Origin of the sequence: Microvirga lenta (genome assembly GCF_020532555.1) — a bacterium.
Classification (GTDB): Bacteria; Pseudomonadota; Alphaproteobacteria; order Rhizobiales; family Beijerinckiaceae; genus Microvirga; species Microvirga lenta.
In genome coordinates this window covers 185,833-211,950 of record NZ_JAJBBR010000007.1, presented here as the reverse complement: position 1 = coordinate 211,950, position 26,118 = coordinate 185,833, and the positions used below count along the sequence as shown (strand labels likewise).

Here is a 26,118-nt window from a genome sequence, read left to right as displayed (position 1 = left end):
ACTAAGCCGTCAACCAGGCCGAAGGAGCCATCCGGATACCAATCTCAGCGGATTGGTGCGGGCGGAGGGACTCGAACCCCCACGACTTTCGCCGCTGGAACCTAAATCCAGTGCGTCTACCAATTCCGCCACGCCCGCGCGGGAGGCGGCGCGGTGCACGCGCCCCTCGTCCGGACGCGGCTCTATAACACGGTCAGCGGCCCGTGCATCAAAAAAGTTCGTGTTCTCCGTGGGAAAGCAACCGACCTTGGCCATTGGCGTTGACCCCTGTAATCCGGCTCCCGCCCTCCTCTCTGGATCGAGTTTCCGATGATCACTCGCCGCGCCGCCGTCGCCGGTCTCGCCACGTCCCTCGTCAGCCTGACGCGAGGAGCGGCGGCCCAGCCTTCCGCAGGGCAGGCGGCCACACCCGGCGCCCAGGCCGAGGACGGTCTGAACCTGACAGCAAGGCCCCAAACCCAGAAGCTGCGCCCCGACGCATCCGCGCAGGCTGAGACCTGGTCCTTCGACGGGGTGCTGAGCCCTGTTTTCCGTCTCAAGCACGGAGCGGAGTTGCGTCTTGCCCTTCGGAACGAGACGCCGAAACCGTTATCCCTTCATTTTCAGGGGGTTCGCGGCCCGAATGCCATGGACGGCGTCGGCGGCCTGACCCAGGAACCGGTGCCGCCGGGCGGCCGCCTCGAGTACCGGTTCACCCCTCCCGACGCGGGCACCTTCCTCATCCGCCCGTGCATTCTCGGCGGAAGCGCCGAGCCCCTGGAGCGCGGCCTTTCCGGCATTCTCGTCGTCGAGGAGGAGACCCCACCGACGGTCGATGGCGACTTCGCCATCCTCGTGGACGATTGGAGCCTGAACGAGGACGGCACTCTCGCCGCCTTCGACGGAGAGCAGAATCCGGCGGGCCGCCTCGGAAACTTCCTCTCGATCAACGGCAGGGCGACACCCCACCGGGTCGAAGGGCCGCAGGGCGGGCGGGTGCGGCTTCGCCTCGCCAATGCCTGCAACGCGCGCGCCATGCGCCTGCGCTTCGACGGCATCAGGACCACCGTCATCGCGGTGGATGGCCAGCCGACCGATACGTTCGAACCCCTCAAGGCGTCCCTGCCCTTTCCTCCCGGCACCCGCTACGACGTCCTGGTCGATCTGCCCGCCGAGCCGGGGGCAGGCGGCACAGTCATGGCTCTCATCGGCAACGGGTTTCCGCTGGTGGAGATCGGGGGCACGGACAAGAAGCGACCGGCCCTTCCGGCCGTCGCTCCCCTGGCGCCCAACCCAAAGCTTCCGCAGCAGATCCGGCTTCAGGACGCCGCCCGCAAGGACATCGCCATTGCGGCCTCGCCAAGCCAAGCCGGAACGGCCTGGACCCTCAACGGCGCGACGGGAGATGCCTCTGCGCCCCCGCTGCTCCGGGTGAAGCGCGGCACCCCCGTCGTGCTGGCCCTCACCAACCAGACCCGTTTCGTGCAGCCGATGCATCTCCACGGCCATGTCTTCCGGCTGCTTCACCCCCTCGACGACGGCTGGGAGCCTTATTTCCTCGATACCGTGCAGGTGCCGGAGAACCGCACCATTCGCATCGCCTTCGTGGCCGACAACCCCGGAAAGTGGCTGCTGGCCTCCACGGTCATGGAGCGGTTCGACCAGGGCCTTTGGACCTGGATCGAAGTTACGTGAGCAGCCGGCGCAGGACGCCCGGCAGGAGATCGGCCAGATCCTCGGCGATGAGGCCCGGCCCGAAGCCGGCGCCCGCCTCGGCATGAATCCATGTTCCGGCACAGGCGGCCTCGAAGGCGGGCAGGCCCTGGGCCATGAGCCCGGCGATGATGCCGCATAGGGTATCGCCGGATCCCGCCGTTCCCAGGTAAGGCGTGCCGTTCTCGTTGATCGCCGCCCGGCCGTCCGGTGCGGCGATGACGGTATCGGGCCCCTTCAGGAGCACGACCGCTCCGGTATAGACCGCGGCTCTCCGCGCCCGCTCGATTTTGGACGGCGGATCAAGCAGGTCCGGATGGTCCTTGAAGAGGCGCTTGAACTCGCCCTCGTGCGGAGTCAGCACGGTCGGCGCGTAGCGAAAGGCTTGGTGCAGTTCGGAGGCCATTCCCTCGAAGGACGTGAGGGCATCCGCATCGAGAACGAGACTGCGCTGCGCCTGAACGGCAACGGCCACCATGGCCCGGGTCCCAGCATGCACCCCGAGAGCGGGCCCTAGGACCAGTGCGTTGAACCGCTGGTCCTTCAGGATACCGTGCAGCCCTTCCGGGCCGTCGCAGCCCCGCAGCATGACGGCCGTGAGATGCGCCGCATTCACCCCCAGCGCCTCCGGAGGCGACGCGACCGTGACGAGGCCGGAGCCGATCCGCAAGGCTGCCTTGGCGGCAAGCCGGGCGGCCCCCGTTCGGGTCGCCCCTCCCGAGGCGACGAGGGTATGGCCCCGGTCGTACTTGTGCGAGGCGAGCCCCGGCCTCGGCAGAAGACTGCTCCAGAGGGCCGGACCGTTGGCGAACAGGCGCCCTCCGCATGTAGCGAGGGTTTCCCTTGGAATGCCGATATCCGCCACCTTGACGGCACCGCTGTAGAGCCGTCCGGGCATCAGCAGATGGCACGGCTTGCGCGCGGCGAACGTCACCGTCCGCGTCGCCTTGACCACAGCCCCACGGACCTCCCCCGTCCCGCCGTCCAGACCGGATGGAAGATCGACGGCCAGGACAGGCCTCCCGGCCATGTCGATCCGTTCGACGAATTTGCGGGCCTGCCCTTCGAGATCCCGGGTGAGGCCGGTGCCGAACAGAGCATCGATGATGAGATCGGCATCGCCGAGGGAGGCGCCGTCGGCGGGCAGAACCTCGCCCTTCCATTCCCGCGCCGCTTCCGCCGCATCCCCTTTGAGCACGTGCATTTCGCCGAGCAGGATCAGGGACACACGATATCCACGCTCGGCCAGAGCCGCCGCCGCGATGAACCCGTCGCCGCCGTTCTGGCCGGGACCGGCCGCGACGATGATCCGGCCGCCTTCGGCCACCATCTGTTCAGCCCCATTCGCGACGGCGAGGCCTGCCCGCCTCATCAGCTCGAGTCCGGACGTGCCGGCGGCGATGGTCGCAGCATCGGCCTGCCGCATTTCGTGAGGAGTCAGAACGAGCTCAGGGGCAGGCACGATGCGGATTCAGCCAAGGTTGGAGGGGCGAAGATCGGGAAAGATGCAACTGCACAAACTTTAATCACGCCATGCCTTCCCGAGCGGCAGAACTGCCCACTTTGGAACGATGAGGGCATGGAAGGCGCCTCCTGGTGGTGCTAAAAGCGGCAAACCTCGAAATGAAGCGGTTCATCCGGATGAAGAAAATTGAAGCCATCATCAAGCCTTTCAAGCTCGATGAAGTCAAAGAAGCTCTTCAGGAGGTCGGTCTCCAGGGCATCACCGTCATCGAGGCAAAGGGTTTCGGGCGCCAGAAGGGCCACACCGAGCTCTACCGCGGTGCCGAGTACGTCGTGGACTTCCTGCCGAAGGTGAAGCTCGAAATCGTCCTGGGCGACGACATGGTCGAGAGCGCCATCGAGGCGATCCGCAAGGCGGCCCAGACGGGACGCATCGGCGACGGCAAGATCTTCGTTTCGACGATCGAGGAAGCCGTTCGCATCAGAACTGGCGAGACCGGATCAGACGCGATCTGAGCTTGCCCGACCGGACCAAGGCTCCACGCCGAGGACAATTCTTAAAGGCCAGAAGAGGACCATAAGACCATGCAGACCGCCAAGGATGTGCTGAAGGCGATCAAAGACAACGACATCAAGTATGTCGATTTCCGGTTCACGGATCCGCGCGGCAAGTGGCAGCACGTCACGTTCGACGTGTCCATGGTCGACGAGGACCTGTTTGCCGACGGCGTGATGTTCGACGGCTCGTCGATTGCCGGCTGGAAGGCGATCAACGAATCCGACATGGTTCTCATGCCCGATCCGACGACGGCCCAGGTCGACCCCTTCTTCGCGGCTTCGACCCTCTCCATCGTCTGCGACATTCTCGAACCGGCCACGGGCGAGCCCTACGAGCGCGACCCGCGCGGCATCGCCAAGAAGGCCGAGGCCTTCCTGCGCTCGACCGGCATCGGCGACACCGTCTTCGTCGGCCCTGAGGCCGAGTTCTTCATCTTCGACGACGTGAAGTTCATGGCCGACCCGTACAACACGGGCTTCAAGCTGGACGCCGCCGAGCTGCCGACCAACGGCGACACCGCCTATGAAGGCGGCAATCTCGGCCACCGCATCCAGACCAAGGCCGGCTACTTCCCGGTTCCGCCGCTCGATTCGGCCCAGGACATGCGCGGCGAGATGCTGGCGGCCATGGCGGCCATGGGCGTGACGGTCGAGAAGCACCACCACGAGGTGGCCTCCGCCCAGCACGAGCTCGGCACGAAGTTCAACACCCTCGTGAAGACCGCCGACGAGATGCAGATCTACAAGTACTGCATCCACAACGTCGCGCAATCCTATGGAAAGACGGCGACTTTCATGCCGAAGCCGGTCTATGGCGACAACGGCTCGGGCATGCACGTCCACCAGTCGATCTGGAAGGACGGCAAGCCCATGTTCGCCGGCAACAAGTATGCCGACCTCTCGCAGGAGTGCCTGTGGTACATCGGCGGCATCATCAAGCACGCCAAGGCCCTGAACGCCTTCACCAACCCGTCGACGAACTCCTACAAGCGCCTCGTTCCCGGCTATGAGGCCCCGGTTCTGCTGGCCTACTCGGCCCGCAACCGCTCCGCTTCCTGCCGTATCCCGTGGACGACCTCGCCGAAGGCCAAGCGCGTCGAGGTTCGCTTCCCCGATCCGACCGCCAACCCCTATCTCGCCTTCGCGGCGATGCTGATGGCCGGTCTCGACGGCATCCTGAACAAGATCGATCCCGGCCAAGCGATGGACAAGGATCTCTACGATCTGCCTCCGCGCGAACTGAAGAAGATCCCGACCGTCTGCGGCTCGCTGCGCGAAGCGCTCGCCAGCCTCGACAAGGACCGGGCCTTCCTGAAGGCCGGCGGCGTCTTCAACGACGACTTCATCGACAGCTACATCGAGCTGAAGATGACCGAGGTCGCCCGTTTCGAGATGACCCCGCACCCGGTCGAGTTCCAGATGTACTATTCCTGCTGAGCAGGAAGCCGACTTCCTCCCGACTGCGGTGATGCAGTCTTCCTCCGCCGGAGCCCGAAAGGGCTCCGGTTTTTTGTTTGTTTGGAAGGGGTTGGCGGCAGCGGATCCCGGATGCAAAGGCCAAGCTGGAACGGCTTATAATCATATTGAGTTAGTTGGACTGCGATGACCCGGCACGGCGCCTGGGTCAGGAATCAAGGAGGTCTGACGATGAAATCGCTACTCGTTGCTGCTGCCGCGACCATCGGCCTGCTGGCCGTCGCTCCGGCCAATGCGCAAACCTCGGTGACGACCACGACGACGACCACCTCGCCGTCCACCACCGGCTCGATCACCATCGCTCCCGAGAAGCGCACCATCATCCGCGAGCGGCTGAGCACGTCGAGCCCGGTCACGGTGAAGGAGGAGGTCTCGGTGGGCTGGACCGTGCCCGAATCCGTTGAGCTGCAAACCGTTCCGGACACGATCGTGGCCGATATTCCGACCGTGAAGGGCTACCGCTACTTCGTGCACGACGACAACGTGGTCCTCGTCGACCCGCAGACCCGCAAGGTCGTGACCATCGTCGAGTAAGGACCGGCCCCTCACGGGAGCACCATGCTCCAGGAGATTGGCCAAACAAAAAGGCCCGGGTTTCCCCGGGCCTTCCTTTTCGCCGAAGCGAAAGATCTTAGTAGGTGCCGAACTTGAAGTTCAGGCCGGCGCGAACCACGCCGAACTCGGCGTTGTTGCGGTCGGCATAGAAGCCGAAATCGTCGTTCGAGGTGTCGAGGTTCACGTACAGACCTTCGACCTTGGCGGTCAGGTTGTTCGTGAAGGCGTACTCGACACCACCGCCGAGGGTCCAGCCGGTGTTCACGTCGTCGCTGGAGCCGTAGATGAAGTCGCCGTCGGCGTCGACATAGAAGCTGTTGCCGCGAGCAACGTCACCGTAGGCGAGACCGCCGGTCACGTAGATGAGGGCGCGGTCGAAGGCCACACCAGCGCGAGCGCGCACGGTGCCGAACCAGTTGCCGTCCGAGCTGTCGCGGAAAGCGATGCCGTCGAAGGCGCCGCGGTCACGGCCGCCGATGTCGGCGTACTGGATGTCCGTCTCGACGCCGAGAACGAAGTTGCCGATCTGGTAGTTGTAGCCGACCTGAGCGCCGCCGACGAAGCCACCCTCATCCGAACCGCCGCGGACGATGAGGTCGGTGGTCGGGTCGACGTAGTAGCCGCTGTCATTGGTGCTCCAGCCGTAGCCAGCGTTCACGCCGACGTAGAAGCCGGTCCAGGTGAACACCGGAACGGGAGCGATGACCGGGAGCGGAGCAACGCGGGACGGAAGGTCAGCAGCCATCGCGCCAGCGGTGAGGCCGAGGAAAGCAACCGAAGAGAGGAGAATCTTTTTCACTGTTTTGGTCCGTTCGTTTCGTGGGATCCGGCTACGCTAATAGCCGAGACCACCGGGCAGGTCTGTCACTTTTGTGCAACATACCCTAAGGGAAGCGCCACGCTGTGGATGGTGGACCTTTGAATCATATCGTAACGTCAGGTTTCGCGACACGAAATCGCCCTGCCCTCCGCGAGCCGGACCGGAAATAGCTCAATTACTGTCGTGGGATAGCGAAGGAATTGCGGGAGAATTAATATGTCCCCCTCCCGCTAACCGTTGATTGACCATCTTATCCAATCAGGGAAAAATTCCGGAGAGTGGGCTCGGTCAATCGAGCTCCAGCCATAGCCGCAGCGCCCGATTCACCTCGTCGGGCCTCTCGAGATTCGCGAGGTGCCCGGCATCGGCCACGACGACCAGGGAGGCCCACTCGATCATCTCGGCCATCTCCCTCGCGATCGCCGGCGGCGTGATGGCGTCCGCCTCCCCCACCAGGACCAGGGTCGGGATCTCGATGCCCGGGAGCATCGGCCGCGAATCGGCCCGCGCCATGATCGCCCTCTGCTGCCGGATGAAGGATTCGGCTCCCGTCTCCCTCATCATGTCGACGACAACGGCCCTCAATTCCGGGTCCGACTGCCGCTGGGGATGAACGAGGCGGGGCCAGAGCTTTGCGGCGATGTCGTCGAATCGTCCCGCCTTCGCCAGGGCAATCAGCCGTTCGCGATCATCGCTGGCCTCGGGGGTATCGGGCCGGGCGCTCGTGTCCAGCAGGGCCAGCCGCTCCACCCGCCCCGGCGCCTGCCGCAGGACCTCCAGGGCCACGTAGCCGCCCATGGAGAGCCCGGCCAAGGCGAACCGCTCGGGAGCATTCCGCAGCAACCGGGCCGCGATGGCAGGGATGGAATCGTCCTGGGTGTGATCCGCCACGATGATTTCGCGGTCCGGACCGATCGCGGAGATTTGCGGTTCATAGAGCCGAGCGGTCGTCGCGAGCCCCGGGATCATGACAAGTGTTTCGACCATCAAGTGTTTTCCTTGGATTGACAAGCCTGACGCTTGTCCTATGGTCCCGCCACACATCAACTTGAGTAGACGTCTCAGGTGAAACCAGTCTTGCGCCTGTTTGTTGCCGTATCGAGCGGCCGGCACTGAGAGCGCGACCAGCCCTCAACGGTAATACCATTCATGTCGTTCGCCGAACTCGGACTTAGCGATAAAGTACAACAGGCCGTGGAAGCCTCGGGCTACACGGAGCCGACCCCCATTCAGGCGCAGGCGATCCCGCACGTGCTCGCGCGCAGGGACGTTCTGGGCATTGCCCAGACTGGCACGGGCAAGACAGCGGCCTTCACCCTTCCCATGCTGACCCTGCTCGAGACCGGCCGGGCGCGGGCGCGCATGCCCCGCACCCTCATCCTCGAGCCGACCCGCGAGCTCGCGGCCCAGGTCCAGGACAACTTCGACAAGTACGGGATCAATCACCGCCTGTCGGTGGCCCTGCTCATCGGCGGCGTCTCCTTCGGCGACCAGGATGCCAAGATCACGCGCGGCGTGGACGTTCTGATCGCCACGCCCGGCCGCCTGCTCGACCATTTCGAGCGCGGCAAGCTCCTCTTGAGCGGCGTCGAGCTCCTCGTGATCGACGAGGCCGACCGGATGCTCGACATGGGCTTCATCCCGGATATCGAGCGAATCGTGAAGCTCGTGCCCTTCACCCGCCAGACGCTGTTCTTCTCGGCGACCATGCCGCCCGAGATCCAGCGGCTCGCCGACGCCTTCCTGCACAACCCGGTCAAGGTCGAAGTCGCCAGGGCAGCCTCGACCGCCGCCACGATCACCCAGCGCCTCGTCGCGACCGGGTCCGAGGATTACGAGAAGCGCGAGACGCTGCGCGGCCTCATCCGCGGAGCCACGGACCTGAAGAACGCCATCGTGTTCTGCAACCGCAAGCGTGACGTGGCGGTGCTCCACCGCTCGCTCCAGAAGCATGGCTTTGCGGCCGCCGCGCTCCATGGGGACATGGACCAGCACGCCCGCATGGCGGCCCTCGACAGCTTCCGGACCGGCGAGATGCCGATCCTCGTCGCCAGCGACGTGGCCGCCCGCGGCCTCGACATCCCGGCCGTGAGCCACGTGTTCAACTACGACATCCCCCACCACGCGGAGGATTATGTCCACCGGATCGGCCGGACGGGCCGTGCGGGTCGAACCGGCTACTCCTTCACCCTCGTGGGTCCGGGAGACGAGAAGTCCCTGACAGCCATCGAGAAGCTGATCGGCCAACCGATCGAATGGGAAGGTCCCAGCCTGGCGGAGATGCCGTCTTCGGGCGAGCGCCCGTCGCGCCGCCGCGTCCGGAACGAGGAACGCTCCACCCGCGGGCGCAAGGGCGGACGGCGCTCGCAATCGGAGGGCCGCGAGGAGCGGCGGCCGGAGAGACAGGAGGAAGCTGCGCCGCAGTCTCGCCAGGAGCAGTCTCGCCAGGAGCAGCCTCGCCAGGAGCAGGCCCCGCGCGCGCCGAGGCCCGAGCGGGAGAACAGGCCCGCCAGGTCTCCCCAAGGCCGCTCCCGTCACGACCACGACAACGATGCTCCCGTGGTCGGGCTGGGCGACCATGTGCCGGCCTTCCTGCTGCGGCCGACTCCGATCAAGAAGGCGAAGTAACCGTCCCGGCTAAGCGGGCTTCGGGGATTTTCGGGGCGGCGATGCTTTGCCGCCCTTTTTGCTGCCTGCGGCCTTGGCCCGGAGAGCAGCCTCGAAGGCCAGGCGCGCCAACTCGGCAGCCTCGTCCGGATCGTCGAGGGCGGATTCGGGCATGAGCCAGTAGCTCATCGTAGCGGTCCGGCCATCGCGCCCCGTATAGGTGAACGGGCGGGAACCCAGGTTGCGGAACAGCTCCGCGCTCTCGGAATCGGCCTTCAGGTACAGTTCGCCGTAGGCCTCCAGGGCGAACATGAGCTCGCCCCGATAGACCCCCTGCCCTCCGAACATCCTGCGGATCCGAACAGGCCCGAAGACACGGAACACATCGCCTATGGCTTCCGCGTCCATGGATTAGGGGGAGGTTTGATGCGCCTGGGGTGTGGCGGGCGTGATCGCAACCGATTCCCCGCAACCGCAGGCCGAGGTCTGGTTCGGATTGTTGAACACGAACTGGGACGACATCTTGGTCGTCTGGAAGTCCATTTCCGTGCCGAGCAGGAAGAGCACCGCCTTGGGGTCGATCAGGACGGTGACGCCCTTGTCCTCGACCACTTCGTCCATGGGGTTCACGCTCTCGGCATATTCCATGGTGTAGGACATGCCGGCGCAGCCGCCGTTCTTCACGCCGACGCGGACGCCGACGATGGGCCGCTCGGCCTTGGCGATGATGTCCTTGACGCGGCTTGCCGCCGCATCGGTCAAGGTGACGACCTTGAATCCGGGTAGAGCCATAAAATTTCTCTCCTGACAGCCGGGTTCAAGGCCCGGGCAGAACGAGTGGGTTGCTCCTAAGATAGGAGATCGAAGGCCGGACGTCGAGATTTGAGGCCGAAATCCATCGGCATTCGGTCGATGCCCCGCGCTTTTTCGGTCCGTAGGAGGCCGGAACCGCGGAGCCTAACGCACATGCTCCGGCCGGAAGCCCATTCCGATCATCCGGGCCGGAAGGCGCTGCAGCAGCGGCCAGCGGGAGACGGCCCGCATGAGCCAGGGCGGCGCGATGGGCCCCGTGCCCGCCAGGACCCGGCTGATCAGGCGGTTCTGAAGCAGCACCTGCACGCGTTGGGTCATGCGGGTTGGAAAGTCCCGGCGCCTCTGAACCGCCTCCAGCCGCTCCGGCTCCGGAGCCCCCTTCGCCAAGGGTCCCGACAGGATGTTCGCCGCGGCAACGGCATCCTGGATCGCAAGGTTGATGCCGACGCCTGCGATGGGAGACATGGCATGGGCCGCATCGCCGATGCAGAGAAGGCCTGGCTTCGACCAGCGTTCGAGACGGTCCACGGCGACGGTCAGGAGCTTGATGTCGTCCCAGTCCTGCAGCTCCCGCACCCTTTCCCCCAGGAAGGGCGCAAGCTTGGCAAGACTTGCGCGAAAGGCTTCGAGCCCCTTCTCGCGAACCTTGTCCAGGGAGCCCTTGGGAATGACGTAGGCGCACTGCCAATAGGCGCCGCGGTCGATCAGGATCAGCATCTGCCCCGCCCCGATACGGCCTTGCAGCTGATCCGGATCGCTCGGCGCGCGGGGAATGCGCATCCACAGCACGTCCATGGGCGCGCCGATGTTCTCGACGGTCAAGCCCGCCTTGTCCCTGACGATGGACCGCCGCCCGTCGGCGCCGACCACCAGATCCGCCCGCACCTCCAGCGGCCCCTCGGGCGTGTCGACCCTGACGCCCGCGACCCTGCCGCCGTCCTCGATCAGATCGGTCACTTCGGCCTGCATGCGAAGATGGAAATGCGGATATTTCCGCCCCTGATCGGCCAGGAAATCGAGGAAATCCCACTGCGGCATGAGGGCGATGAACTTGCAGCGGGTCGGCAGATGGGAAAAATCGGCCAGCTTGATCGGAGTGTCTCCGATCGTCATCGTGGCCTGCCGCGCCTCCTGGTGCGGGAGCTTCAGGAACTCGTCCAGGAGACCCAGCTCGCTCATGACCTCGAGGGTCGAGGGATGAATCGTGTCGCCGCGAAAATCCCTGAGAAAGTCGGCATGCTTTTCGAGGACGAGAACCTCGATCCCGGCGCGGGCGAGGAGAAACCCCAGCATCATTCCGGCGGGGCCGCCGCCGGCGATGCAGCAGCGGACCCGGAGGGTCTGGTCGGGCGTGGTATCCATGGTCGGGTCTCCAGACATCCGAAGCGGCGTCTTCGGACCCGCCAAGCTTACCACATGTCGAGCGCGACCCGAGCCTCGTCGGACATGCGGCTCTGATCCCACGGCGGATCGAAGACCATGTTCACCTTGACGTTCTGGACGCCCGGCACCGAGGCCACCGCGTTCTCGACCCAGCCCGGCATCTCGCCGGCCACCGGGCAGCCCGGAGCCGTGAGGGTCATGTCGATGGTCACGTTGCGGTCGTCGTCGATATCGACCCGGTAGATCAGGCCGAGCTCATAGATATCGGCCGGGATTTCCGGATCGTAGACGGATTTCAGCGCCGCGATGATGTCGTCCGTCATGCGGTCGAGCTCTTCGGGCGGAATCGCCGAGCCTGGCGAAACCTGCGGCGCGTTCGGCGCATCGTCGATCGGATTGGCAGCGTTCACAGGTCTCTTCCTCAAGCAAACAGGGCCTCGGCCTTCTGCAAGGCGTCGGCGAGTTTATCGACTTCTTCCATGGTGTTGTAGAGGCCGAACGACGCGCGGCAGGTCGAGGTTGCGCCGAAACGCTCGAGCAGCGGCATGGCGCAATGGGTTCCTGCCCGGACGGCGACGCCCTGGCGGTCGATGACGGTCGCCACGTCATGGGCATGAGCGCCCTTCATCTCGAAGGCGATGATGGCGCCCTTGCCCTTGGCCCGGCCGATGATCCGCACGGAGTTCATGGCGCCGAGCCGCTCATGGGCATAAGCCGACAGGGCGGCCTCATGCGCCTGGATGTTCTCCCGGCCAAGCTTCATCATGAAGGTCAGGGCCGCATCGAGGCCGATCGCCTCGATGATGGCGGGCGTGCCCGCCTCGAAACGGTGCGGCGGATCGTTGTAGGTGATCGTTTCCTGGCGGACCTCGCGGATCATCTCGCCGCCGCCCTGATAGGGGGGCATCTTCGCCAGAAGCTCGCGCTTGCCGTAGAGAACGCCGATGCCGGTCGGCCCGTAGACCTTGTGACCGGTGAACACATAGAAATCGGCGTCGAGGTCGCGCACGTCCACCTCGAGGTGCACCGCTCCCTGGGCTCCGTCCACCAGCACCGGCACCCCATGGGCATGGGCGATGCGGATGATGTCCTTGATCGGCGTCACCGTGCCGAGCACGTTCGACATGTGGGTGATGGCGACGATCTTGGTGCGGGGCGACAGCAGCTTCTCGAACTCGTCGAGAAGGAAATTGCCCTCGTCGTCCACAGGCGCCCAGCGGATGACGGCTCCCTTGCGCTCGCGCAGGAGGTGCCAGGGCACGATGTTGGAGTGGTGCTCCATGATGGAGAGGATGATCTCGTCCCCCTCCCCGATCTCCATGCGCCCGAAGGAGCTGGCGACGAGGTTGTAGGCCTCCGTCGCCGACTTCGTGAAGACGATCTCGTCCACGGATTCGGCGTTCAGGAACGCCCGGGCCGTCTCGCGCGCGCGCTCGAAGCCCTCTGTCGCCATGTTGGCCATGTAGTGCAGGCCGCGATGGACGTTGGCGTAGCCCGTCTCCATGGTCCGCACCATGGCGTCGATCACCACCCGCGGCTTCTGAGCCGAGGCGGCGTTGTCGAGATAGACCAGCGGCTTGCCGTAGACCTGCTGGCTCAGGATCGGAAATTCCGCCCGAACCGCCTCGACGTCATAGGGCGCGAAAGGTGCGTTCATAACTGCCTCTTTCCCCTCCGCCTTGCGTGGAGGGGTTGGGGGTGGGGGCGGTGCAGGAGGCACACGAAGCGCCCGATCCTGCCTAGCCCCCGCCCGACTTCCGTTCGCTCACGCTCACTCAAGCCACCCTCCCCGCGAGGGGAAGGGAGATCAGGCCCTGGCCCGCAGCCAGCCCTCGACCACCGAGACGAGGGCGTCGTGGACGCCTTCGTGCTCGACGAACTCGACCGCCTCGCCGAGGAAGGCCTGGACCATCAGGCTCTCGGCTTCCTTGCGTGGGATCCCGCGGGCCATGAGGTAGAACAGCAGGTCCTCGTCGAGCTGACCGCAGGTGGCGCCGTGGGCGCACTGCACGTCGTCGGCGAAGATTTCCAGCTCCGGCTTGTTGTTCATCGTGCCGCCCTCCGAGAGAAGGACGGCTGCCGACATCATGCGCCCGTCGGTCTTCTGGGCATGATGCGGAACGATGATCTTGCCCTGGAACACGCCCGTGGCCTCGCCGTCGATCACCGTCTTGAACAGCTCGCGGCTTTCGCAGTTCGGCGCCGCATGCTCGACCACGAGGGTCGAATCCGCGTGCTGGCCGCCCTTGACCATGGTCATGCCGTTGATGCGCGCCTTGGTGTTCTCGCCGTCGAGGATCGCAAAGACCTGATGGCGGGAGGTTGCTGCGCCGGCCACCACATTGATGCTGAAGAACTCGGCCTCGGCCCCGACCTTGAGGGTCAGGGTCGAGAGCGCCAGCGCCCCGTCGCCCTCGGCGTTGAGGCGCACGTGGCGGACATTGGAGCGGTCGCCCGCAACCATCTCGATCACGTCGTTGGGCTGGTGGTTGGCGCCGTTCGGGCTCTCGTGGCTTTCGAGCAGCGTGACGGAGGCGCCCTCCTCCACGAGCACGAGCACGCGGGTGGCCGTGGCAACGGCCGAGTTGCCCGCGGTGACGAAGCGCAGATGCACCGGCGTCTCGACCTGCCCCGTCACGCGCAGCATCACGCCATCCGCCATGAAGGCGGTGTTGAGCTGATAGACCGGGTTCTGCCGCGCCCAGGCCACGGGGCTCAAGCGGGCGAGCCAGTCATGGCCGGATGCGAGCGCCTCGGCGAGGGGCACGATCTCGACACCTTCCGGCAGGCTGCCGAAATCGACCGCGTCGCGCACGAAGTGGCCGTTGACGAAAGGCACCTGCAGGGCCTCCACGCCGGCAAGAGCTTTCGCGCTCTGCAGCGCGGCCTTGGCCTCGCTGGCCGTGGGCGTGCCGGCGAAGGGGGCGGCCTCCCGCATGAGGGCGCGCAGGTCCGTGTACTTGAACTCCTCGACCCGGCGGTGCGGAAGACCGCTCCTGGTGAAGAGCTCGAAAGCCTCGGCGCGCGATTCCACATTGCCCGGCAATATGGCCTTCGCGGACTCGTAGGCCTGCGCCAGCGCGGTTTCCGCCGGCGTTTTCATGAGAGTGACGTCGGCCATGTTATGCGGCCTCGCTTGTCCGGTAATCGGCATAGCCGTTCGCCTCGAGTTCGAGGGCGAGTTCCTTGCCGCCGGACTTCACGATGCGGCCGGACGACATCACGTGCACGGTGTCGGGCACGATGTGGTTCAGCAGGCGCTGGTAATGGGTGATGACCAGGAACGAGCGGTCCGGCGAGCGGAGCGCGTTCACGCCCTCGGAGACGATGCGCAGCGCGTCGATGTCGAGGCCGGAATCGGTCTCGTCCAGGATGCAGAAGGTCGGCTGGAGCAGAGCCATCTGCAGGATCTCCATGCGCTTCTTCTCACCGCCGGAGAAGCCGACATTGAGGGCGCGCTTGAGCATGTCCTTCGGGATCTCGAGCTGCTGGGCGGCGGCGTTCACGCGCTTGATGAAGTCCGGCGTGGTCAGCTCCTCCTCGCCGCGGGCCTTGCGCTGGGCGTTCAGAGCCGCCTTCAGGAAGGTCATCGACGCGACACCGGGGATTTCCAGCGGGTACTGGAAGGCCAGGAAGATGCCGGCGGCGGCGCGCTCGTCGGGCTCCATCTCCAGCACGTTCTGGCCGTCGAGCAGGATCTCGCCGTCGAGAACCTCATAGTCCTCCTTGCCGGCAATCACATAGGAGAGCGTGGACTTGCCGGAGCCGTTCGGGCCCATGATGGCGGCGATCTCGCCGTTGTTCACGGTGAGGTTCAGCCCGTTGAGAATGCGCTTGTCCTCGATCTGGACAACAAGGTTTTTGATTTCGAGCATTGTAGAATTCCATCCACGTCATCCCGGACGGCCTCGGGCCGATCCGGGATCGTTATCCGAATTGAACTGGCTTTCGCGATCCCGGCTCTTCGCTGCGCTGCGGCCGGGATGACGCTTGTCCGTTACCCGACCGAGCCTTCGAGCGAGATCGAGATCAGCTTCTGAGCCTCCACGGCGAACTCCATGGGGAGCTGCTGCAGCACGTCCTTCACGAAGCCGTTCACGATCAGCGCCGTCGCCTCCTCTTCCGAGAGGCCGCGCTGCTGGCAGTAGAACATCTGATCTTCCGAGATCTTCGACGTCGTCGCCTCGTGCTCGAACACCGCGCTGGCGTTCTTCGACTCGATGTACGGGACGGTGTGTGCGCCGCACTGGTTGCCGATCAGGAGCGAGTCGCAGTTCGTGAAGTTGCGGGCGCCGGTCGCCTTGCGGTGCGCCGAGACGAGGCCGCGATAGGTATTGTCCGACTTGCCCGCCGCGATGCCCTTCGAGATGATCCGGCTGGTGGTGTTCTTGCCGAGATGGATCATCTTCGTGCCGGAATCCACCTGCTGCATGCCGTTCGACACCGCGATCGAGTAGAACTCGCCGCGGGAATTGTCGCCGCGCAGGATGCAGGACGGGTACTTCCAGGTGATGGCGGAGCCGGTCTCGACCTGAGTCCAGGTGATGACCGAGTTGCGCCCGCGGCAATCGCCGCGCTTCGTCACGAAGTTGTAGATGCCGCCCCGGCCCTGGGCGTCGCCCGGATACCAGTTCTGCACCGTCGAGTACTTGATCTCGGCATCGTCGAGCGCCACGAGCTCGACCACCGCCGCGTGGAGCTGGTTCTCGTCCCGCTTCGGGGCCGTGCAGCCCTCGAGATACGAAACATAGGAACCCTTGTCCGCGATGATGAGCGTGCGCTCGAACTGGCCGGTGTTCTTCTCGTTGATGCGGAAATAGGTCGACAGCTCCATCGGGCAGCGGACGCCCGGCGGGATGTAGACGAAGGATCCGTCGGTGAAGACGGCCGAGTTCAGGGTCGCGAAGTAGTTGTCCGTCACCGGCACGACCGAACCCAGATACTGGCGCACGAGGTCCGGATATTCCCGGATCGCCTCGGAGATCGGCATGAAGATCACGCCGGCCTTCGCCAGTTCCTCCTTGAAGGTCGTGGCGACGGAGACCGAGTCGAACACCGCGTCCACGGCAACCCGGTTCTGCGGCTCCACGCCGGCCAGGATCTCCTGCTCGCGCAGGGGAATGCCGAGCTTCTCGTAGGTCTTGAGAATCTCCGGATCCACCTCGTCGAGGGATTTCGGCGCCGGGTTGTTCTTCGGCGCGGCATAGTAATAGATGTCGTTGTAGTCGATCTTGTCGTACGACACGCGTGCCCAGTTCGGCTCCCGCATGGTGAGCCAACGCTTATAGGCGTCGAGGCGCCACTGGAGCATCCATTCGGGCTCGCCCTTCTTGGCCGAGATGAAACGGATCACGTCCTCGGAGAGGCCCTTCGGCGCCTTCTCCATCTCGACTTCGGTCTCGAAGCCGTACTTATATTGGTCGACGTCGATCGATCGAACCTGATCGATGGTCTCCTGCACTGCAGGCATCTGTCTCTCCCACCGCTCACGGCTTCAAGGGCCGCGGGTTGATGACATGGAAATGCAAGCGTGGCCGATCAGGCCGCACTTGCCTTCCGCTTATATAGGATGCCGACCACCTTTTCGCACGTCTCCGCGAAGCGGATTACGTCTTCTTTTGTGGTCTTCCACCCCAAACTGACACGCATGGCTCCCTCGGCGAGGGTCGGCTCGACCCCCATGGCGTCGAGCACATGCGACCGCCTCACCTTCCCGGACGAACAGGCCGAACCGGAGGAAAGGGCGATTCCTTCGAGATCGAAGGCAATGAGGGCCGTCTCAGCCTTCAGGCCGGGTATGGCAAAGGCGAAGGTATTAGGCAACCGCTCAGCTTCGGATCCGATGACAACGGCATCCGGCACGACCCGGCGCAGATGCGCCTCGGCCTCGTCCCGCAGCCCGCGCAGGCGGGCGGCCTCTTCGTCCAGCCCGGCCAGGGCGGCTTCCGCCGCGGCGCCGAAACCGGCGATGGCGGCGATATTCTCCGTGCCCGCCCGGTATCCCTTCTCCTGCCCGCCGCCCCGGATCAGCCGGTCGGCGATCTCGATCTGGTCGGAGGCGAGCACCACGGCTCCGATTCCCTTCGGTCCACCGATCTTGTGAGCCGAGAGCGTCAGGACATCGACACCGAGCGTGGCCATATCGACCGGAACCTTGCCCGCCGCCTGGACCGCGTCCGTGTGGACGAGCCCGCCGTGGGCGTGAACGAGACGCGCCACCTCCGCAACCGGCTGCAGGGCGCCGGTTTCGTTGTTGGCGAGCAGGATCGACACGAGGACCCGCTCCTCGCTCGCCTGCTCGAGGCGAGCCTTGAGCCAGGCCAGATCGACGATTCCCTGCCCGTCCACCGGGACGGTCTCGACGACATCGGCCGGAAAACGGTGGCCGTTGAGCACGCAGGGGTGCTCCGTCGCCCCGACGAAGAGCAGGGTCGCGTCGGGCTGGCCAAGCCGGCGCAGGGACGGGCTCAGCACCATGTTGGCGGCTTCCGTGCCGCCGCTGGTGAAGATCACGTTCTTGGCCTTGGCGCCGACGAACCTTGCGACCTTCTGCCGGGCATCCTCGATCTCCGCCCGCGCGGCGCGGCCCTCCGCATGGACCGAGGAGGCGTTCCCGGGCAGTTGCAGCGCGCGCACCATCACAGCCGCAACCTCGGGCCGCAGGGGCGATGTTGCGTTGTAATCCAGGTACGTGCGTTGGGCTGCCGCCATATCCCTCGCCTAAGCCTCACGAAATCCTTGCAATCGACCTGGGTTGCCGTGTTAAAGCACCACAACCACATAACGTCGTACCGCGCCGAACGGGCCATTCCGGCCGTCTGCGCCCCGACATGGACGACTTTAGAATAATTCTAAAGTCTATTTTTTGAGAGATCCGGGGCCGAAAGTCAAGGCGTTCGGGTTTCCCTCTCCCAAGGAGAGGTCGAGAAGAGGTTCGCTTCATGCCTGAAGTCGTCTTTATGGGTCCCGCTGGCCGCATCGAGGGACGCTACCAGCCTGCCAAGCAGAAAGGGGCCCCGATCGCCATCGTGCTGCATCCGCACCCGCAATTCGGCGGCACGATGAACAACCAGATCGTCTATAATCTCTACTACGACTTCGTGAACCGGGGCTTTTCGGTCCTGCGCTTCAACTTCCGCGGCGTCGGCCGCAGCCAGGGGGCCTTCGACCACGGCCAGGGAGAGCTTTCCGATGCGGCCGCCGCCCTCGACTGGGTGCAGTCCATCAACCCCGACGCCCGCGCCTGCTGGATCGCCGGCGTGTCCTTCGGGGCTTGGATCGGCATGCAGCTCCTCATGCGCCGCCCGGAGATCGAGGGCTTCATCTCGATTGCCGCCATGGCGAACCGCTACGATTTCTCGTTCCTGGCCCCCTGCCCGTCCTCCGGCCTCTTCGTCCACGGCTCGGAAGATCGCGTCGCCCCGGTCAAGGACGTGGTCAGCGTCATCGAGAAGGTGAAGACCCAGAAGGGCGTCAAGCTCGAGCACGCGGTGGTGGAAGGCGCCAACCACTTCTTCGACGGCAAGGTCGACGAACTCATGGCCGCCGTCGGTCAGTACCTCGACAAGCGCCTCGGAACGAACGACGAAGAGGCGGCGTGAGCGGGCTCAAGCAAGGAATGGGTTGGAGCCGATAGTCGAAGTTCGAGCCTTATAGTCAGGCTGCTCTCAGGGGCCGCATCCTCAAAAGGATGCGTCCTGTCCTGACTGCGTGTCAGACATGCCAGTAAAATCCCATAAATGAAGACCGCTGCGCACTTGGAATGCGCAGCGGTCTTGGACTGGCGTCAGGTCAACTAGATGAAAGCGAAGTCATCGCTGTGAAGGGCCGATAGACTCAGGTTCATGAAATCGAGTCTGAAGGTTCCCTTGGTAATGACCACATCGTTACCGCTCTGGACCGCTGCGGCGCGTAAGTCGTTGTAATCTGCAAAGACGCTCCTGTTGATCTGGACCTGGTCCTGGATCCCGGCGCCGGCGCTAAAGTCCCAGATCAGCCCCCTAGCACCCGGGAGAACGCGGAACAGATCGTTGCCTCCTCCGCCGGTCAGGTGAGCAAAATCTCCTGTGACCATCAGCATATCATCGCCTTCACCCCCATACAGCATGTCACCCCCGGCGCCACCAGTGAGGTAGTCGTTGCCATAGTGACCATTGAGGATGTTGGCACCTGCATCACCGTACAGGAAGTCGTTCCCCGTGCCCGCGAACACATTCTCGATTCCGCTGAACCGATCACCAGACGCCGTACTGCCAGACATTTGCTGTGTTTCTAAGTGAACGACTATCGAAGCTGTCGCGTCGGAATAGTTGATCGTGTCGCTTCCTGCGCCTCCGTCGAGATAATCCGAACCTGTACCGCCTGTCAGAGTATCGTCGCCGGCACCGCCCTGTAGAGTATCGTTGCCATAGAAGCCATACAGTTGATCGGCGCCATTATTGCCCTTGAGGAGGTTGGCGGCATTGTTCCCCTTGATCTTATCGCTGCCGGCCCCGCCAAAAGCATTTTCGATCAGAGATCGTGGATCGTCCTTGTACAGCAGCGCGTTGTAGACGTTACCTTTTGCATAGCCACTGCTATTCTTACGGGCGAGCTGCTCTGTAGAGAAGCGCGAGTTGCCTCCAGGCGTCAAATCGATGAGAGCCCCCTCGGAATAGGCCGAGAAGTCGTAAGTATCAGTACCGCCACCATCCCAGATCGTAAGGAAGATCTTGTTGATGAAACCCGTGCCTTGCCCGTAGCCGTTGACGAAGGTCTCGGAGCTGTTCGGAGACCAACTATAGACCGTGTTCCCGCTGTTCTCGGCAAAGTCGGCGCCGTACATCGCCTGGAGCGCCGCAACGTCGTACTGCATGAAGGTCTGCGGCTTGTCTGAGAAGCTCTTGTACGACATGACTGTATATTCGGGGGAGTCGTGCGCGGCACTCATCTTGGGAACCCGACCGCCGGATTCATGAGGGTGCTTCAAACCCAGGGCATGCCCGAGCTCATGCATCGTAATGAAGTGCTTGTAGGAACCCGGCAGACCACTGTCGAACTCAAGCCACGTGTCACCACTAAAGCTCGGCACGCCCGGGTAGAATGCATGGCTCCGGTTGATGACGCTGCTAGGATTGAAACCGGAAACCTGGATCTCCGCTTGGTTGCGACCCGCGTAGTCGAACCACAAATTGGTTACACCTTCGACGGAGGTAATGCCCATTCTAGGCCCACCGCTATAGGGGCTCCACCCCTCCAGAGCATGCCGAACAGCCTGCTCCGTATTGAAGTGCAATGGCTTGTACCCTGTTGAAGCGCTCGGATTGACCGATTGATAGTCCGATCGAGAATCCGGGAAGCTGTACCGAATAATGTTGGTACCCCATTGCGAGCCGGAGAAGAGTGCAAGCACATCATTATCGAGCCCTGTAGGGGTATGGTACTGGACAACACCGGATCTTCCACCTGGATACATGGACTCAAGCATTGAGAACAATCCAAGGGGAGCTGCAGAAACGTTGTTGGAAACCCAATCATACACTTTGTTGTACTGGGTCTCGACCCAGTTAAAAACGGTGCTGAAAAAGGGAGCTCCCGCGGCCATGCTCGCGGCATAGGCGATATCCTGCCCGGGGCCATGGTCAGACTGCGAATTCTCTGCCCAGACCCCACCTGCTTGCGACATCGATCCAGCATCGTGCCCAAAGCTTGCCCAGGAAGTTACTTCGCTTCTAGCGAGACATGCATAGCACATAGGCAGCTCTCCTTTTTGAAACGTAGTAACATTGTGTACCAATTGTTAAGGTTGTCAAGGGCTTGGCGCCTGACACGCAGGGCGCGCAGCGCCTCTACTCTCGATTGAGAACTTGCCGGATGAAAGTCGGGCTTAAAGCTGCTAGAGCCCTTTCTCCAATTCTTTGACGAGAGACACGAGAGCCGCGATGAACGCGCCACGTTCCGAATTCCTGAAAGTGCTCACCGAGCGGGGGTACATCCATCAGACCTCCGATTTCGATGGCATCGACACCGCTGCGCTGGAGGGGCGTCTGACGACCTATGTCGGCTACGACTGCACCGGGCCGTCGCTCCATGTCGGGCATCTGCTCTCGATCATGATGCTGCACTGGCTGCAGAAGACCGGAGCCGGCAAGCCGATCACGCTCATGGGCGGCGGCACGACCCGCGTCGGCGACCCGTCCGGCAAGGACGAGAGCCGCAAGCTCCTCACGGTCGAGCAGATCGAGGACAACAAGACGAGCATCAAGGGCGTGTTCTCCCGCTTCATCGCTTTCGGCGAGGGCAAGACCGACGCCGTCATGGTCGACAATGCGGAGTGGCTGACCAAGCTCAACTACATCGAGTTCCTGCGGGATGTGGGCCGGCACTTCTCGGTCAACCGGATGCTCTCCTTCGACAGCGTCAAGCTCCGCCTGGAGCGTGAGCACGAGCTGTCGTTCCTGGAATTCAACTACATGATCCTCCAGGCCTACGATTTCGTGGAGCTGCACAAGCGCTACGGCACCATTCTTCAGATGGGCGGCTCGGATCAGTGGGGCAACATCGTCAACGGGATCGATCTGGGCCGGCGCCAAGGCACGGCCCAGCTCTACGCCCTCACCTGCCCGCTCCTGACCACCGCGTCCGGCGCCAAGATGGGCAAGACCGCCTCCGGCGCCGTCTGGCTCAATGCCGACATGCTGAGCCCCTACGATTACTGGCAGTTCTGGCGCAACACCGAGGACGCGGACGTGGTGCGGTTCCTGAAACTGTTCACCACTCTTCCCTTGGACGAAGTCGACAGGCTCGGAGCCCTTCAGGGCGCCGAGATCAACGAAGCCAAGAAAGCCCTTGCGACCGAGGCCACCGCCCTGCTCCACGGCCGGGAGGCCGCGGAGCTCGCGGCCGAGACGGCGCGCAAGACCTTCGAGCAGGGCGCCCTGGCGGAGACGCTGCCGACGGTGGAGATCGCATCGGGCCAACTCGAGGAAGGCCTCGGCGTGCTGGCGGCCTTCGGGCCCGACTACGCCAAGCTCGTGCCTTCCATGAGCGAGGCGCGGCGCCAGGTGAAGAGCGGCGGTCTGAAGGTGAACGATCAGACGGTGACGGACGACCGTGGCGTGCTCAAGCTGTCGGACCTCACGGCCGAAGGGGTGATCAAGCTCTCCTTCGGCAAGAAGAAGCACGTGCTGCTGCGGGCGGTCTGATCCGCCCTATCGCTCGGGCACCGTCGGCAGGGCCCCTGCCTGCGGTGCTCCGCCGACGCCGAACAGTTTGCGCAGGAAGCCCGGCGCCACCGCAGAGAGCGGATTGACCGTCAGGGTCGGCGCACTCGCTTCTCCCGAAACGCGGAAATTCACCGCGAACAACCCCTCGTATTGCCCTCCGCCCAGGAGCGGTCCGAAGAGCGGGACTTGCGCAAAGGCATTGTTCAGCCCGTAAGCCGGCACGAAGGTGCCTGCGATGTCCATCCGGTCGCGCGCGTAGTCGATATAGCCGCCGAGGGTGAAGCCGACCTGGCCTCCGAAGATCGCCGCATCCTTGAAGTCCAGGCGTCCCGCCGTGCGCGTGAAGTCCACCCGGGCCTTGGTGAAGACGACCTCGTTCACGTCCACCCGCACTGCCTGCGGATTGCCCGCCCGGTCTTGACCCGGGATGAACTGCGTCTGGGTCGGGATGATCCGGCGCAGGGCCGGTTCGTTGTTGAGGGCGAAGGAGCGCAGGTTCAGAATCCCGGCCTGCGGACCGTCCCCGGTGGCAAGTTGAATGATGAGCTCGCCGCCGGTCATCCGCTTGTAGACGTCGAGGAAGCGCAACAGCGCGCCTGCATCCTCCGCCTGGAGCGTGATGACGGGGTTCCCAGCAGGCTGCGGCGCCGTCCGCGCGATGATGTTCGTGGCTCCCAGGCGCCCCTTCAGATCCAGCTGGCGAATGTTGTCCTTGCGCAGCGAGGCCTTGATCGACGCATTGGTGATCGCCTCCTCGTTGTAGCCCGTGAGGATGTTGAGCACGAGATCGAGGTCGAAATCCCTGCTCTCTCGTTGCGCATTGCGCGCGCCGGGGGCCGATGCGGTGGCGGTCTTCGTGAAGGGCCGGGCATCGCCCACATTGCCTCGTACCGTGACCTTGAACACCCCGTTGCTGCGTTCGATCTGCGCCCGCATGTCGTCGCCCGGCGACAGCTTGAAGGTCGTCAGCTCGGCTTTTTCCAGGTTTCCGTCGTTCGAAAGGGATGCGCTTCCCCGCAGTTGCGTCGAGCCGCTGTCGAGTTGGAGATCGTGGATCTCGCCGGTCGGCCCCTCGACGTACACGAAGGACAGCTTCCCCGGCCGTCCGGTGGGCTTGACCCACCCGGGAATGATCTGGTCGACGGCGGCCTTGGTCAGGTCCGCCTCGATGCGGATGCCCGGCTTCGCGTCCTTGCCCAGGGGCATCGTGGCCTTGACGGGAAACGCGCCCGTCAGCTGGGAGCCGAAGGAGAGCCCTCTCTTGTTCCTTGCCGCCTCGTCGAGGATGAACGACACATTGGCCTCGCCCCCCTGGTGGGTCTTCTGGACGTCGATGGAGGCCGGCCCTCCACCGAGCTTGCCTTCGCCCTTGATGGCGAGACTGCCCTTTTCGTAAGCGACGGCAAGGGTGGCCCCCTCGAGCCGGTCCTTCCCGAAGACCTTGTCTATTCCCAGGTCGCTGACCGTTCCCCTCACGGTCAGGGGCAGATCGGCGAAGGCCGGGATGTCGTCGACGGGAAGGCCGATCCCGACGCGGAGGTCCGCACTCCCCTTCATGGTGGCGGGATCCACGTCGAAGCCGGCGATTTCGCGGATCAGCGGCTGCTGCAGCAGGGCGCCCAGTCCGTCCGCCGGACCGGCGAGACGGAAGTCGATCTGCGCCACGGCGCCGTCCTTCCAATAATTGTCGAGGACGAATGTGCCGCCGGAGGCGTCCAGGCCGTAAGGGCCGGCCATGTCGATCCGCCCCGTCGGGGCGCGCAGCATCACCTTCGTGCCGGTCACGAGCCCTGTCATATCGATCCGGGACAGGGGCGCGAGCCCCTCGGCCACGGACAGGACGCCCTGGGAGACCGCAAAGTCGATCTTCAGCGAATCGTCCGTGATGGGCCCGCCCGCGACGGCCTTCGCGACGTCCGCGCCCGTCATCTTCACCTTGAGTGCGATGGATTCCAGAATGCCGCCTCTGGCATTCGCGACGAGGAAGCGGCGCACCGGCGGCGCTACGGCTTCGGGCCAGATGCGCAGCGCAGCCCGAAGGTCGGTTTTCGCCGCATCGACGGTCAGGTCGAGCCCGTGCGGATCGGAGGATTTGCCCAGAACGCCGCTGATGTCGGCCGACAGTTCCGGACCGCGCAGCTTAAGGGATCGAATTCCGATGCCGTCTGGCCCGGAGAGTTCGGCGGCGATCTCGCCGATCCGGACGGGCTTGTCGCCCACCGTCGCACCGGCCAAGGTGGCATCCTTGCCGCGAAGCGAAAGACGCCAGTTGTCGGCACCCGTCTGCGTTGCGAGGCGTCCCTGCAGCCGGACACGCGTGTCGCCGCCGACCAGTTCGAGCATTCGCAGATCCAGCGCCTTGCCGGGCTCGTCCCATGCAACGTCGATGCTCGACTGCTGAACCTGGAGGGGCGACGTGTCCTTGTCGTCGATCTGCAGGAACCCTGCACTGCTGTCGAGTTTCGCGGTCAGCTCGGTCACCCGTCCACCCGCATAAGCGGCATCGAAACGGCCGGAGAATTCGAGGTCGGTCGTCGCTGGAAGAGCCGAGAGCCCGGCGAGCAGGAGAATGTCCTGAATGGGTGCCCGGTCCGCCACCATGCTGGCGCGGTAGCCGCCATGGCCGTCCGCCTTGGCGTCGCCGTCGAGCTGCCAGACGCCCTGTGGCCCGTCGAGGGTCGCTGCGAAGTGACGCCCGCCGTCCTCCGACCAGTCGAACGTGGCGTCGAGCCGCTTGAACCGGGCACGCACCTTCTGGTCCGCGTCCACGAAGACGAGGCTCGCATTGGTCAAGCGGGCTTGGCCCAGGGAGTTGAGGGCGCTCTTGGGGCCGACGATCAGGTCGAACAGGGACCCGACGACGCCGGAGACCTGGGAGGGCCCCTGCGAACTGCGCAGCAGGGCCGCCGCTGCCTCCTGCGACGGGCTGACCTGAGGCTCCTGCGTCGCCACCGTCTCGGCGCCTTCGGCACTGCCGGGAGAAAAGGTGAGCGAACCGTCCCGGTTGACGAGGACCCGCAGTTGCAGGTCCTTGAACTCCACCGACTTCGGCTGCAGGCTCCCGCCCAGGAGAGAAAAGCCGTCGACGCTGACCACCGCATACGGGGCGCGCAGAACGAGCTCTCCGGTCGGCGCCCGAATGTCGAGGCCGTTCGCCCGCAGGGCAGGAGAGCCGCGTTGAAGTTCGATGGCGGTGTCGCGCAAGGTGACGGTCCAGCCGGGACCGATCCGGGCGGCGAGCGTCTCGGCCACCTGCTCGGGCAACCGGCCGAAGCTCAGCGGTCCGGCCGAGAGGCGCAGATACAGCATTCCGATGCCGAGCCCGGCGACAAGAACGAGCGCAAGCTTGACGTAGAGCGCACCGCGGAGCGCACGCCTGAGCGCGCTCCTTTTCGCCGGATTGCGCCGGCGCGGCTTTGTGCTGATGAGTCGCTTCATTCTTGTGACGTCGGGCAACCGGGTTCTTGCACTATCGCGCCGATGAGGGAATCAGATGGGAGACCTTAGCCCTGTTGCACCCGGTCTGCGACCGTCTCTTTCCGTCAA

Annotated in this window: 21 protein-coding genes and 1 tRNA gene; 7 read left to right on the top strand and 15 right to left on the bottom strand. The window is 64.5% G+C overall.

The genetic code is table 11. The features are described 5' to 3' along the window. Positions 1–53: 53 nt before the first annotated feature. Positions 54–138 (bottom strand) — tRNA-Leu (locus LGR44_RS12370). A 171-nt stretch (positions 139–309) separates the two neighbouring features. On the opposite strand from LGR44_RS12370, the gene LGR44_RS12365 reads away from it, so the two are divergent. Continuing rightward, the gene (locus LGR44_RS12365; RefSeq protein WP_226740911.1) at positions 310–1,674 is read left to right on the top strand and encodes a multicopper oxidase family protein; all 1,365 of its coding nucleotides are present in this window, start codon (positions 310–312) and stop codon (positions 1,672–1,674) included. On the opposite strand, the gene LGR44_RS12360 is transcribed toward LGR44_RS12365, so the two are convergent. Beyond that, positions 1,667–3,154, bottom strand: coding sequence for an NAD(P)H-hydrate dehydratase (locus LGR44_RS12360; protein ID WP_226740909.1), 1,488 nt, complete (start codon positions 3,152–3,154; stop codon positions 1,667–1,669). The genes LGR44_RS12365 and LGR44_RS12360 overlap by 8 nt on opposite strands. Positions 3,155–3,333: 179 nt before the next feature. Between LGR44_RS12360 and LGR44_RS12355 the strand changes: the two genes are divergently transcribed. The 3 genes from LGR44_RS12355 (at position 3,334) to LGR44_RS12345 (ending at position 5,724) form a co-directional block, all read left to right on the top strand. Continuing rightward, positions 3,334–3,672, top strand: coding sequence for a P-II family nitrogen regulator (locus tag LGR44_RS12355; protein WP_226740907.1), 339 nt, complete (start codon positions 3,334–3,336; stop codon positions 3,670–3,672). Between the two features lie 69 nt (positions 3,673–3,741). After that, a complete protein-coding gene (gene glnA, locus LGR44_RS12350; RefSeq protein ID WP_226740905.1) occupies positions 3,742–5,151 on the top strand; it encodes a type I glutamate--ammonia ligase in 1,410 nt (469 codons plus the stop codon). 210 nt (positions 5,152–5,361) lie between these two features. Next, on the top strand, positions 5,362–5,724 hold the full coding sequence (locus LGR44_RS12345; protein WP_226740902.1) for a DUF1236 domain-containing protein: 363 nt from the start codon (positions 5,362–5,364) through the stop codon (positions 5,722–5,724). A gap of 97 nt (positions 5,725–5,821) precedes the next feature. Here LGR44_RS12345 and LGR44_RS12340 read toward each other — a convergent pair whose 3' ends face one another. Further along, positions 5,822–6,490 (bottom strand): outer membrane protein, encoded by a 669-nt coding sequence (locus LGR44_RS12340; RefSeq protein WP_226740899.1) that lies wholly within the window; start codon positions 6,488–6,490, stop codon positions 5,822–5,824. 363 nt (positions 6,491–6,853) lie between these two features. Next, positions 6,854–7,552 (bottom strand): alpha/beta fold hydrolase, encoded by a 699-nt coding sequence (locus tag LGR44_RS12335; protein WP_226740896.1) that lies wholly within the window; start codon positions 7,550–7,552, stop codon positions 6,854–6,856. Between the two features lie 162 nt (positions 7,553–7,714). Between LGR44_RS12335 and LGR44_RS12330 the strand changes: the two genes are divergently transcribed. Next, positions 7,715–9,193, top strand: coding sequence for a DEAD/DEAH box helicase (locus tag LGR44_RS12330; protein ID WP_226740893.1), 1,479 nt, complete (start codon positions 7,715–7,717; stop codon positions 9,191–9,193). Between the two features lie 9 nt (positions 9,194–9,202). Here LGR44_RS12330 and LGR44_RS12325 read toward each other — a convergent pair whose 3' ends face one another. The 9 genes from LGR44_RS12325 to LGR44_RS12285 all read right to left on the bottom strand — a co-directional run bounded on the left by LGR44_RS12325 (position 9,203) and on the right by LGR44_RS12285 (position 18,079). Beyond that, entirely contained in the window at positions 9,203–9,580 is a 378-nt protein-coding gene (locus LGR44_RS12325) for a TfoX/Sxy family protein (protein WP_226740890.1), read from the bottom strand. A 3-nt stretch (positions 9,581–9,583) separates the two neighbouring features. Continuing rightward, on the bottom strand, positions 9,584–9,964 hold the full coding sequence (gene sufA / locus LGR44_RS12320) for a Fe-S cluster assembly scaffold SufA (RefSeq protein WP_226740886.1): 381 nt from the start codon (positions 9,962–9,964) through the stop codon (positions 9,584–9,586). A gap of 165 nt (positions 9,965–10,129) precedes the next feature. Further along, a complete protein-coding gene (locus LGR44_RS12315; RefSeq protein WP_226740883.1) occupies positions 10,130–11,347 on the bottom strand; it encodes an FAD-dependent oxidoreductase in 1,218 nt (405 codons plus the stop codon). 47 nt (positions 11,348–11,394) lie between these two features. Then, the gene (locus LGR44_RS12310; RefSeq protein ID WP_226741080.1) at positions 11,395–11,691 is read right to left on the bottom strand and encodes an SUF system Fe-S cluster assembly protein; all 297 of its coding nucleotides are present in this window, start codon (positions 11,689–11,691) and stop codon (positions 11,395–11,397) included. A 98-nt stretch (positions 11,692–11,789) separates the two neighbouring features. Beyond that, on the bottom strand, positions 11,790–13,025 hold the full coding sequence (locus LGR44_RS12305; protein WP_226740881.1) for a cysteine desulfurase: 1,236 nt from the start codon (positions 13,023–13,025) through the stop codon (positions 11,790–11,792). 150 nt (positions 13,026–13,175) lie between these two features. Continuing rightward, complete coding sequence (gene sufD, locus LGR44_RS12300; protein WP_226740879.1) at positions 13,176–14,489, bottom strand: Fe-S cluster assembly protein SufD; 1,314 nt, start codon at positions 14,487–14,489, stop codon at positions 13,176–13,178. A 1-nt stretch (position 14,490) separates the two neighbouring features. Next, a complete protein-coding gene (gene sufC, locus LGR44_RS12295) occupies positions 14,491–15,243 on the bottom strand; it encodes a Fe-S cluster assembly ATPase SufC (protein WP_226740877.1) in 753 nt (250 codons plus the stop codon). Positions 15,244–15,365: 122 nt separating this feature from the next. Next, a complete protein-coding gene (sufB, locus tag LGR44_RS12290) occupies positions 15,366–16,838 on the bottom strand; it encodes a Fe-S cluster assembly protein SufB (protein ID WP_226740875.1) in 1,473 nt (490 codons plus the stop codon). 68 nt (positions 16,839–16,906) lie between these two features. Beyond that, positions 16,907–18,079 (bottom strand): cysteine desulfurase family protein, encoded by a 1,173-nt coding sequence (locus LGR44_RS12285; RefSeq protein ID WP_226740873.1) that lies wholly within the window; start codon positions 18,077–18,079, stop codon positions 16,907–16,909. 230 nt (positions 18,080–18,309) lie between these two features. Between LGR44_RS12285 and LGR44_RS12280 the strand changes: the two genes are divergently transcribed. Beyond that, on the top strand, positions 18,310–18,969 hold the full coding sequence (locus LGR44_RS12280; protein ID WP_226740871.1) for an alpha/beta hydrolase: 660 nt from the start codon (positions 18,310–18,312) through the stop codon (positions 18,967–18,969). A 194-nt stretch (positions 18,970–19,163) separates the two neighbouring features. Here LGR44_RS12280 and LGR44_RS12275 read toward each other — a convergent pair whose 3' ends face one another. After that, positions 19,164–21,032, bottom strand: coding sequence for a M10 family metallopeptidase (locus LGR44_RS12275; protein WP_226740869.1), 1,869 nt, complete (start codon positions 21,030–21,032; stop codon positions 19,164–19,166). Positions 21,033–21,288: 256 nt separating this feature from the next. Here LGR44_RS12275 and tyrS point away from each other — a divergent pair, with 256 nt between their 5' ends. Then, entirely contained in the window at positions 21,289–22,551 is a 1,263-nt protein-coding gene (gene tyrS, locus LGR44_RS12270; protein WP_226740867.1) for a tyrosine--tRNA ligase, read from the top strand. A gap of 6 nt (positions 22,552–22,557) precedes the next feature. Here tyrS and LGR44_RS12265 read toward each other — a convergent pair whose 3' ends face one another. Further along, positions 22,558–26,010, bottom strand: a complete 3,453-nt coding sequence (locus tag LGR44_RS12265) for a DUF3971 domain-containing protein (protein ID WP_226740864.1) — start codon at positions 26,008–26,010, stop codon at positions 22,558–22,560. Positions 26,011–26,118 lie beyond the last annotated feature (108 nt).

Coding starts and splice junctions, on each gene's coding strand:
- LGR44_RS12345 (WP_226740902.1), top strand. CDS start 5,362: ATGAAATCGCTACTCGTTGCTGCTGCCGCGACCATCGGCCTGCTGGCC.
- LGR44_RS12310 (WP_226741080.1), bottom strand. CDS start 11,691: ATGACGGACGACATCATCGCGGCGCTGAAATCCGTCTACGATCCGGAA.
- LGR44_RS12325 (WP_226740890.1), bottom strand. CDS start 9,580: ATGGACGCGGAAGCCATAGGCGATGTGTTCCGTGTCTTCGGGCCTGTT.
- tyrS (WP_226740867.1), top strand. CDS start 21,289: ATGAACGCGCCACGTTCCGAATTCCTGAAAGTGCTCACCGAGCGGGGG.
- sufD (WP_226740879.1), bottom strand. CDS start 14,489: ATGGCCGACGTCACTCTCATGAAAACGCCGGCGGAAACCGCGCTGGCG.
- glnA (WP_226740905.1), top strand. CDS start 3,742: ATGCAGACCGCCAAGGATGTGCTGAAGGCGATCAAAGACAACGACATC.
- sufA (WP_226740886.1), bottom strand. CDS start 9,964: ATGGCTCTACCCGGATTCAAGGTCGTCACCTTGACCGATGCGGCGGCA.
- LGR44_RS12305 (WP_226740881.1), bottom strand. CDS start 13,025: ATGAACGCACCTTTCGCGCCCTATGACGTCGAGGCGGTTCGGGCGGAA.
- LGR44_RS12330 (WP_226740893.1), top strand. CDS start 7,715: ATGTCGTTCGCCGAACTCGGACTTAGCGATAAAGTACAACAGGCCGTG.
- LGR44_RS12355 (WP_226740907.1), top strand. CDS start 3,334: ATGAAGAAAATTGAAGCCATCATCAAGCCTTTCAAGCTCGATGAAGTC.
- LGR44_RS12365 (WP_226740911.1), top strand. CDS start 310: ATGATCACTCGCCGCGCCGCCGTCGCCGGTCTCGCCACGTCCCTCGTC.
- LGR44_RS12280 (WP_226740871.1), top strand. CDS start 18,310: ATGCCTGAAGTCGTCTTTATGGGTCCCGCTGGCCGCATCGAGGGACGC.
- sufB (WP_226740875.1), bottom strand. CDS start 16,838: ATGCCTGCAGTGCAGGAGACCATCGATCAGGTTCGATCGATCGACGTC.
- sufC (WP_226740877.1), bottom strand. CDS start 15,243: ATGCTCGAAATCAAAAACCTTGTTGTCCAGATCGAGGACAAGCGCATT.
- LGR44_RS12265 (WP_226740864.1), bottom strand. CDS start 26,010: ATGAAGCGACTCATCAGCACAAAGCCGCGCCGGCGCAATCCGGCGAAA.
- LGR44_RS12335 (WP_226740896.1), bottom strand. CDS start 7,552: ATGGTCGAAACACTTGTCATGATCCCGGGGCTCGCGACGACCGCTCGG.
- LGR44_RS12275 (WP_226740869.1), bottom strand. CDS start 21,032: ATGTCGCAAGCAGGTGGGGTCTGGGCAGAGAATTCGCAGTCTGACCAT.
- LGR44_RS12340 (WP_226740899.1), bottom strand. CDS start 6,490: ATGGCTGCTGACCTTCCGTCCCGCGTTGCTCCGCTCCCGGTCATCGCT.
- LGR44_RS12285 (WP_226740873.1), bottom strand. CDS start 18,079: ATGGCGGCAGCCCAACGCACGTACCTGGATTACAACGCAACATCGCCC.
- LGR44_RS12315 (WP_226740883.1), bottom strand. CDS start 11,347: ATGGATACCACGCCCGACCAGACCCTCCGGGTCCGCTGCTGCATCGCC.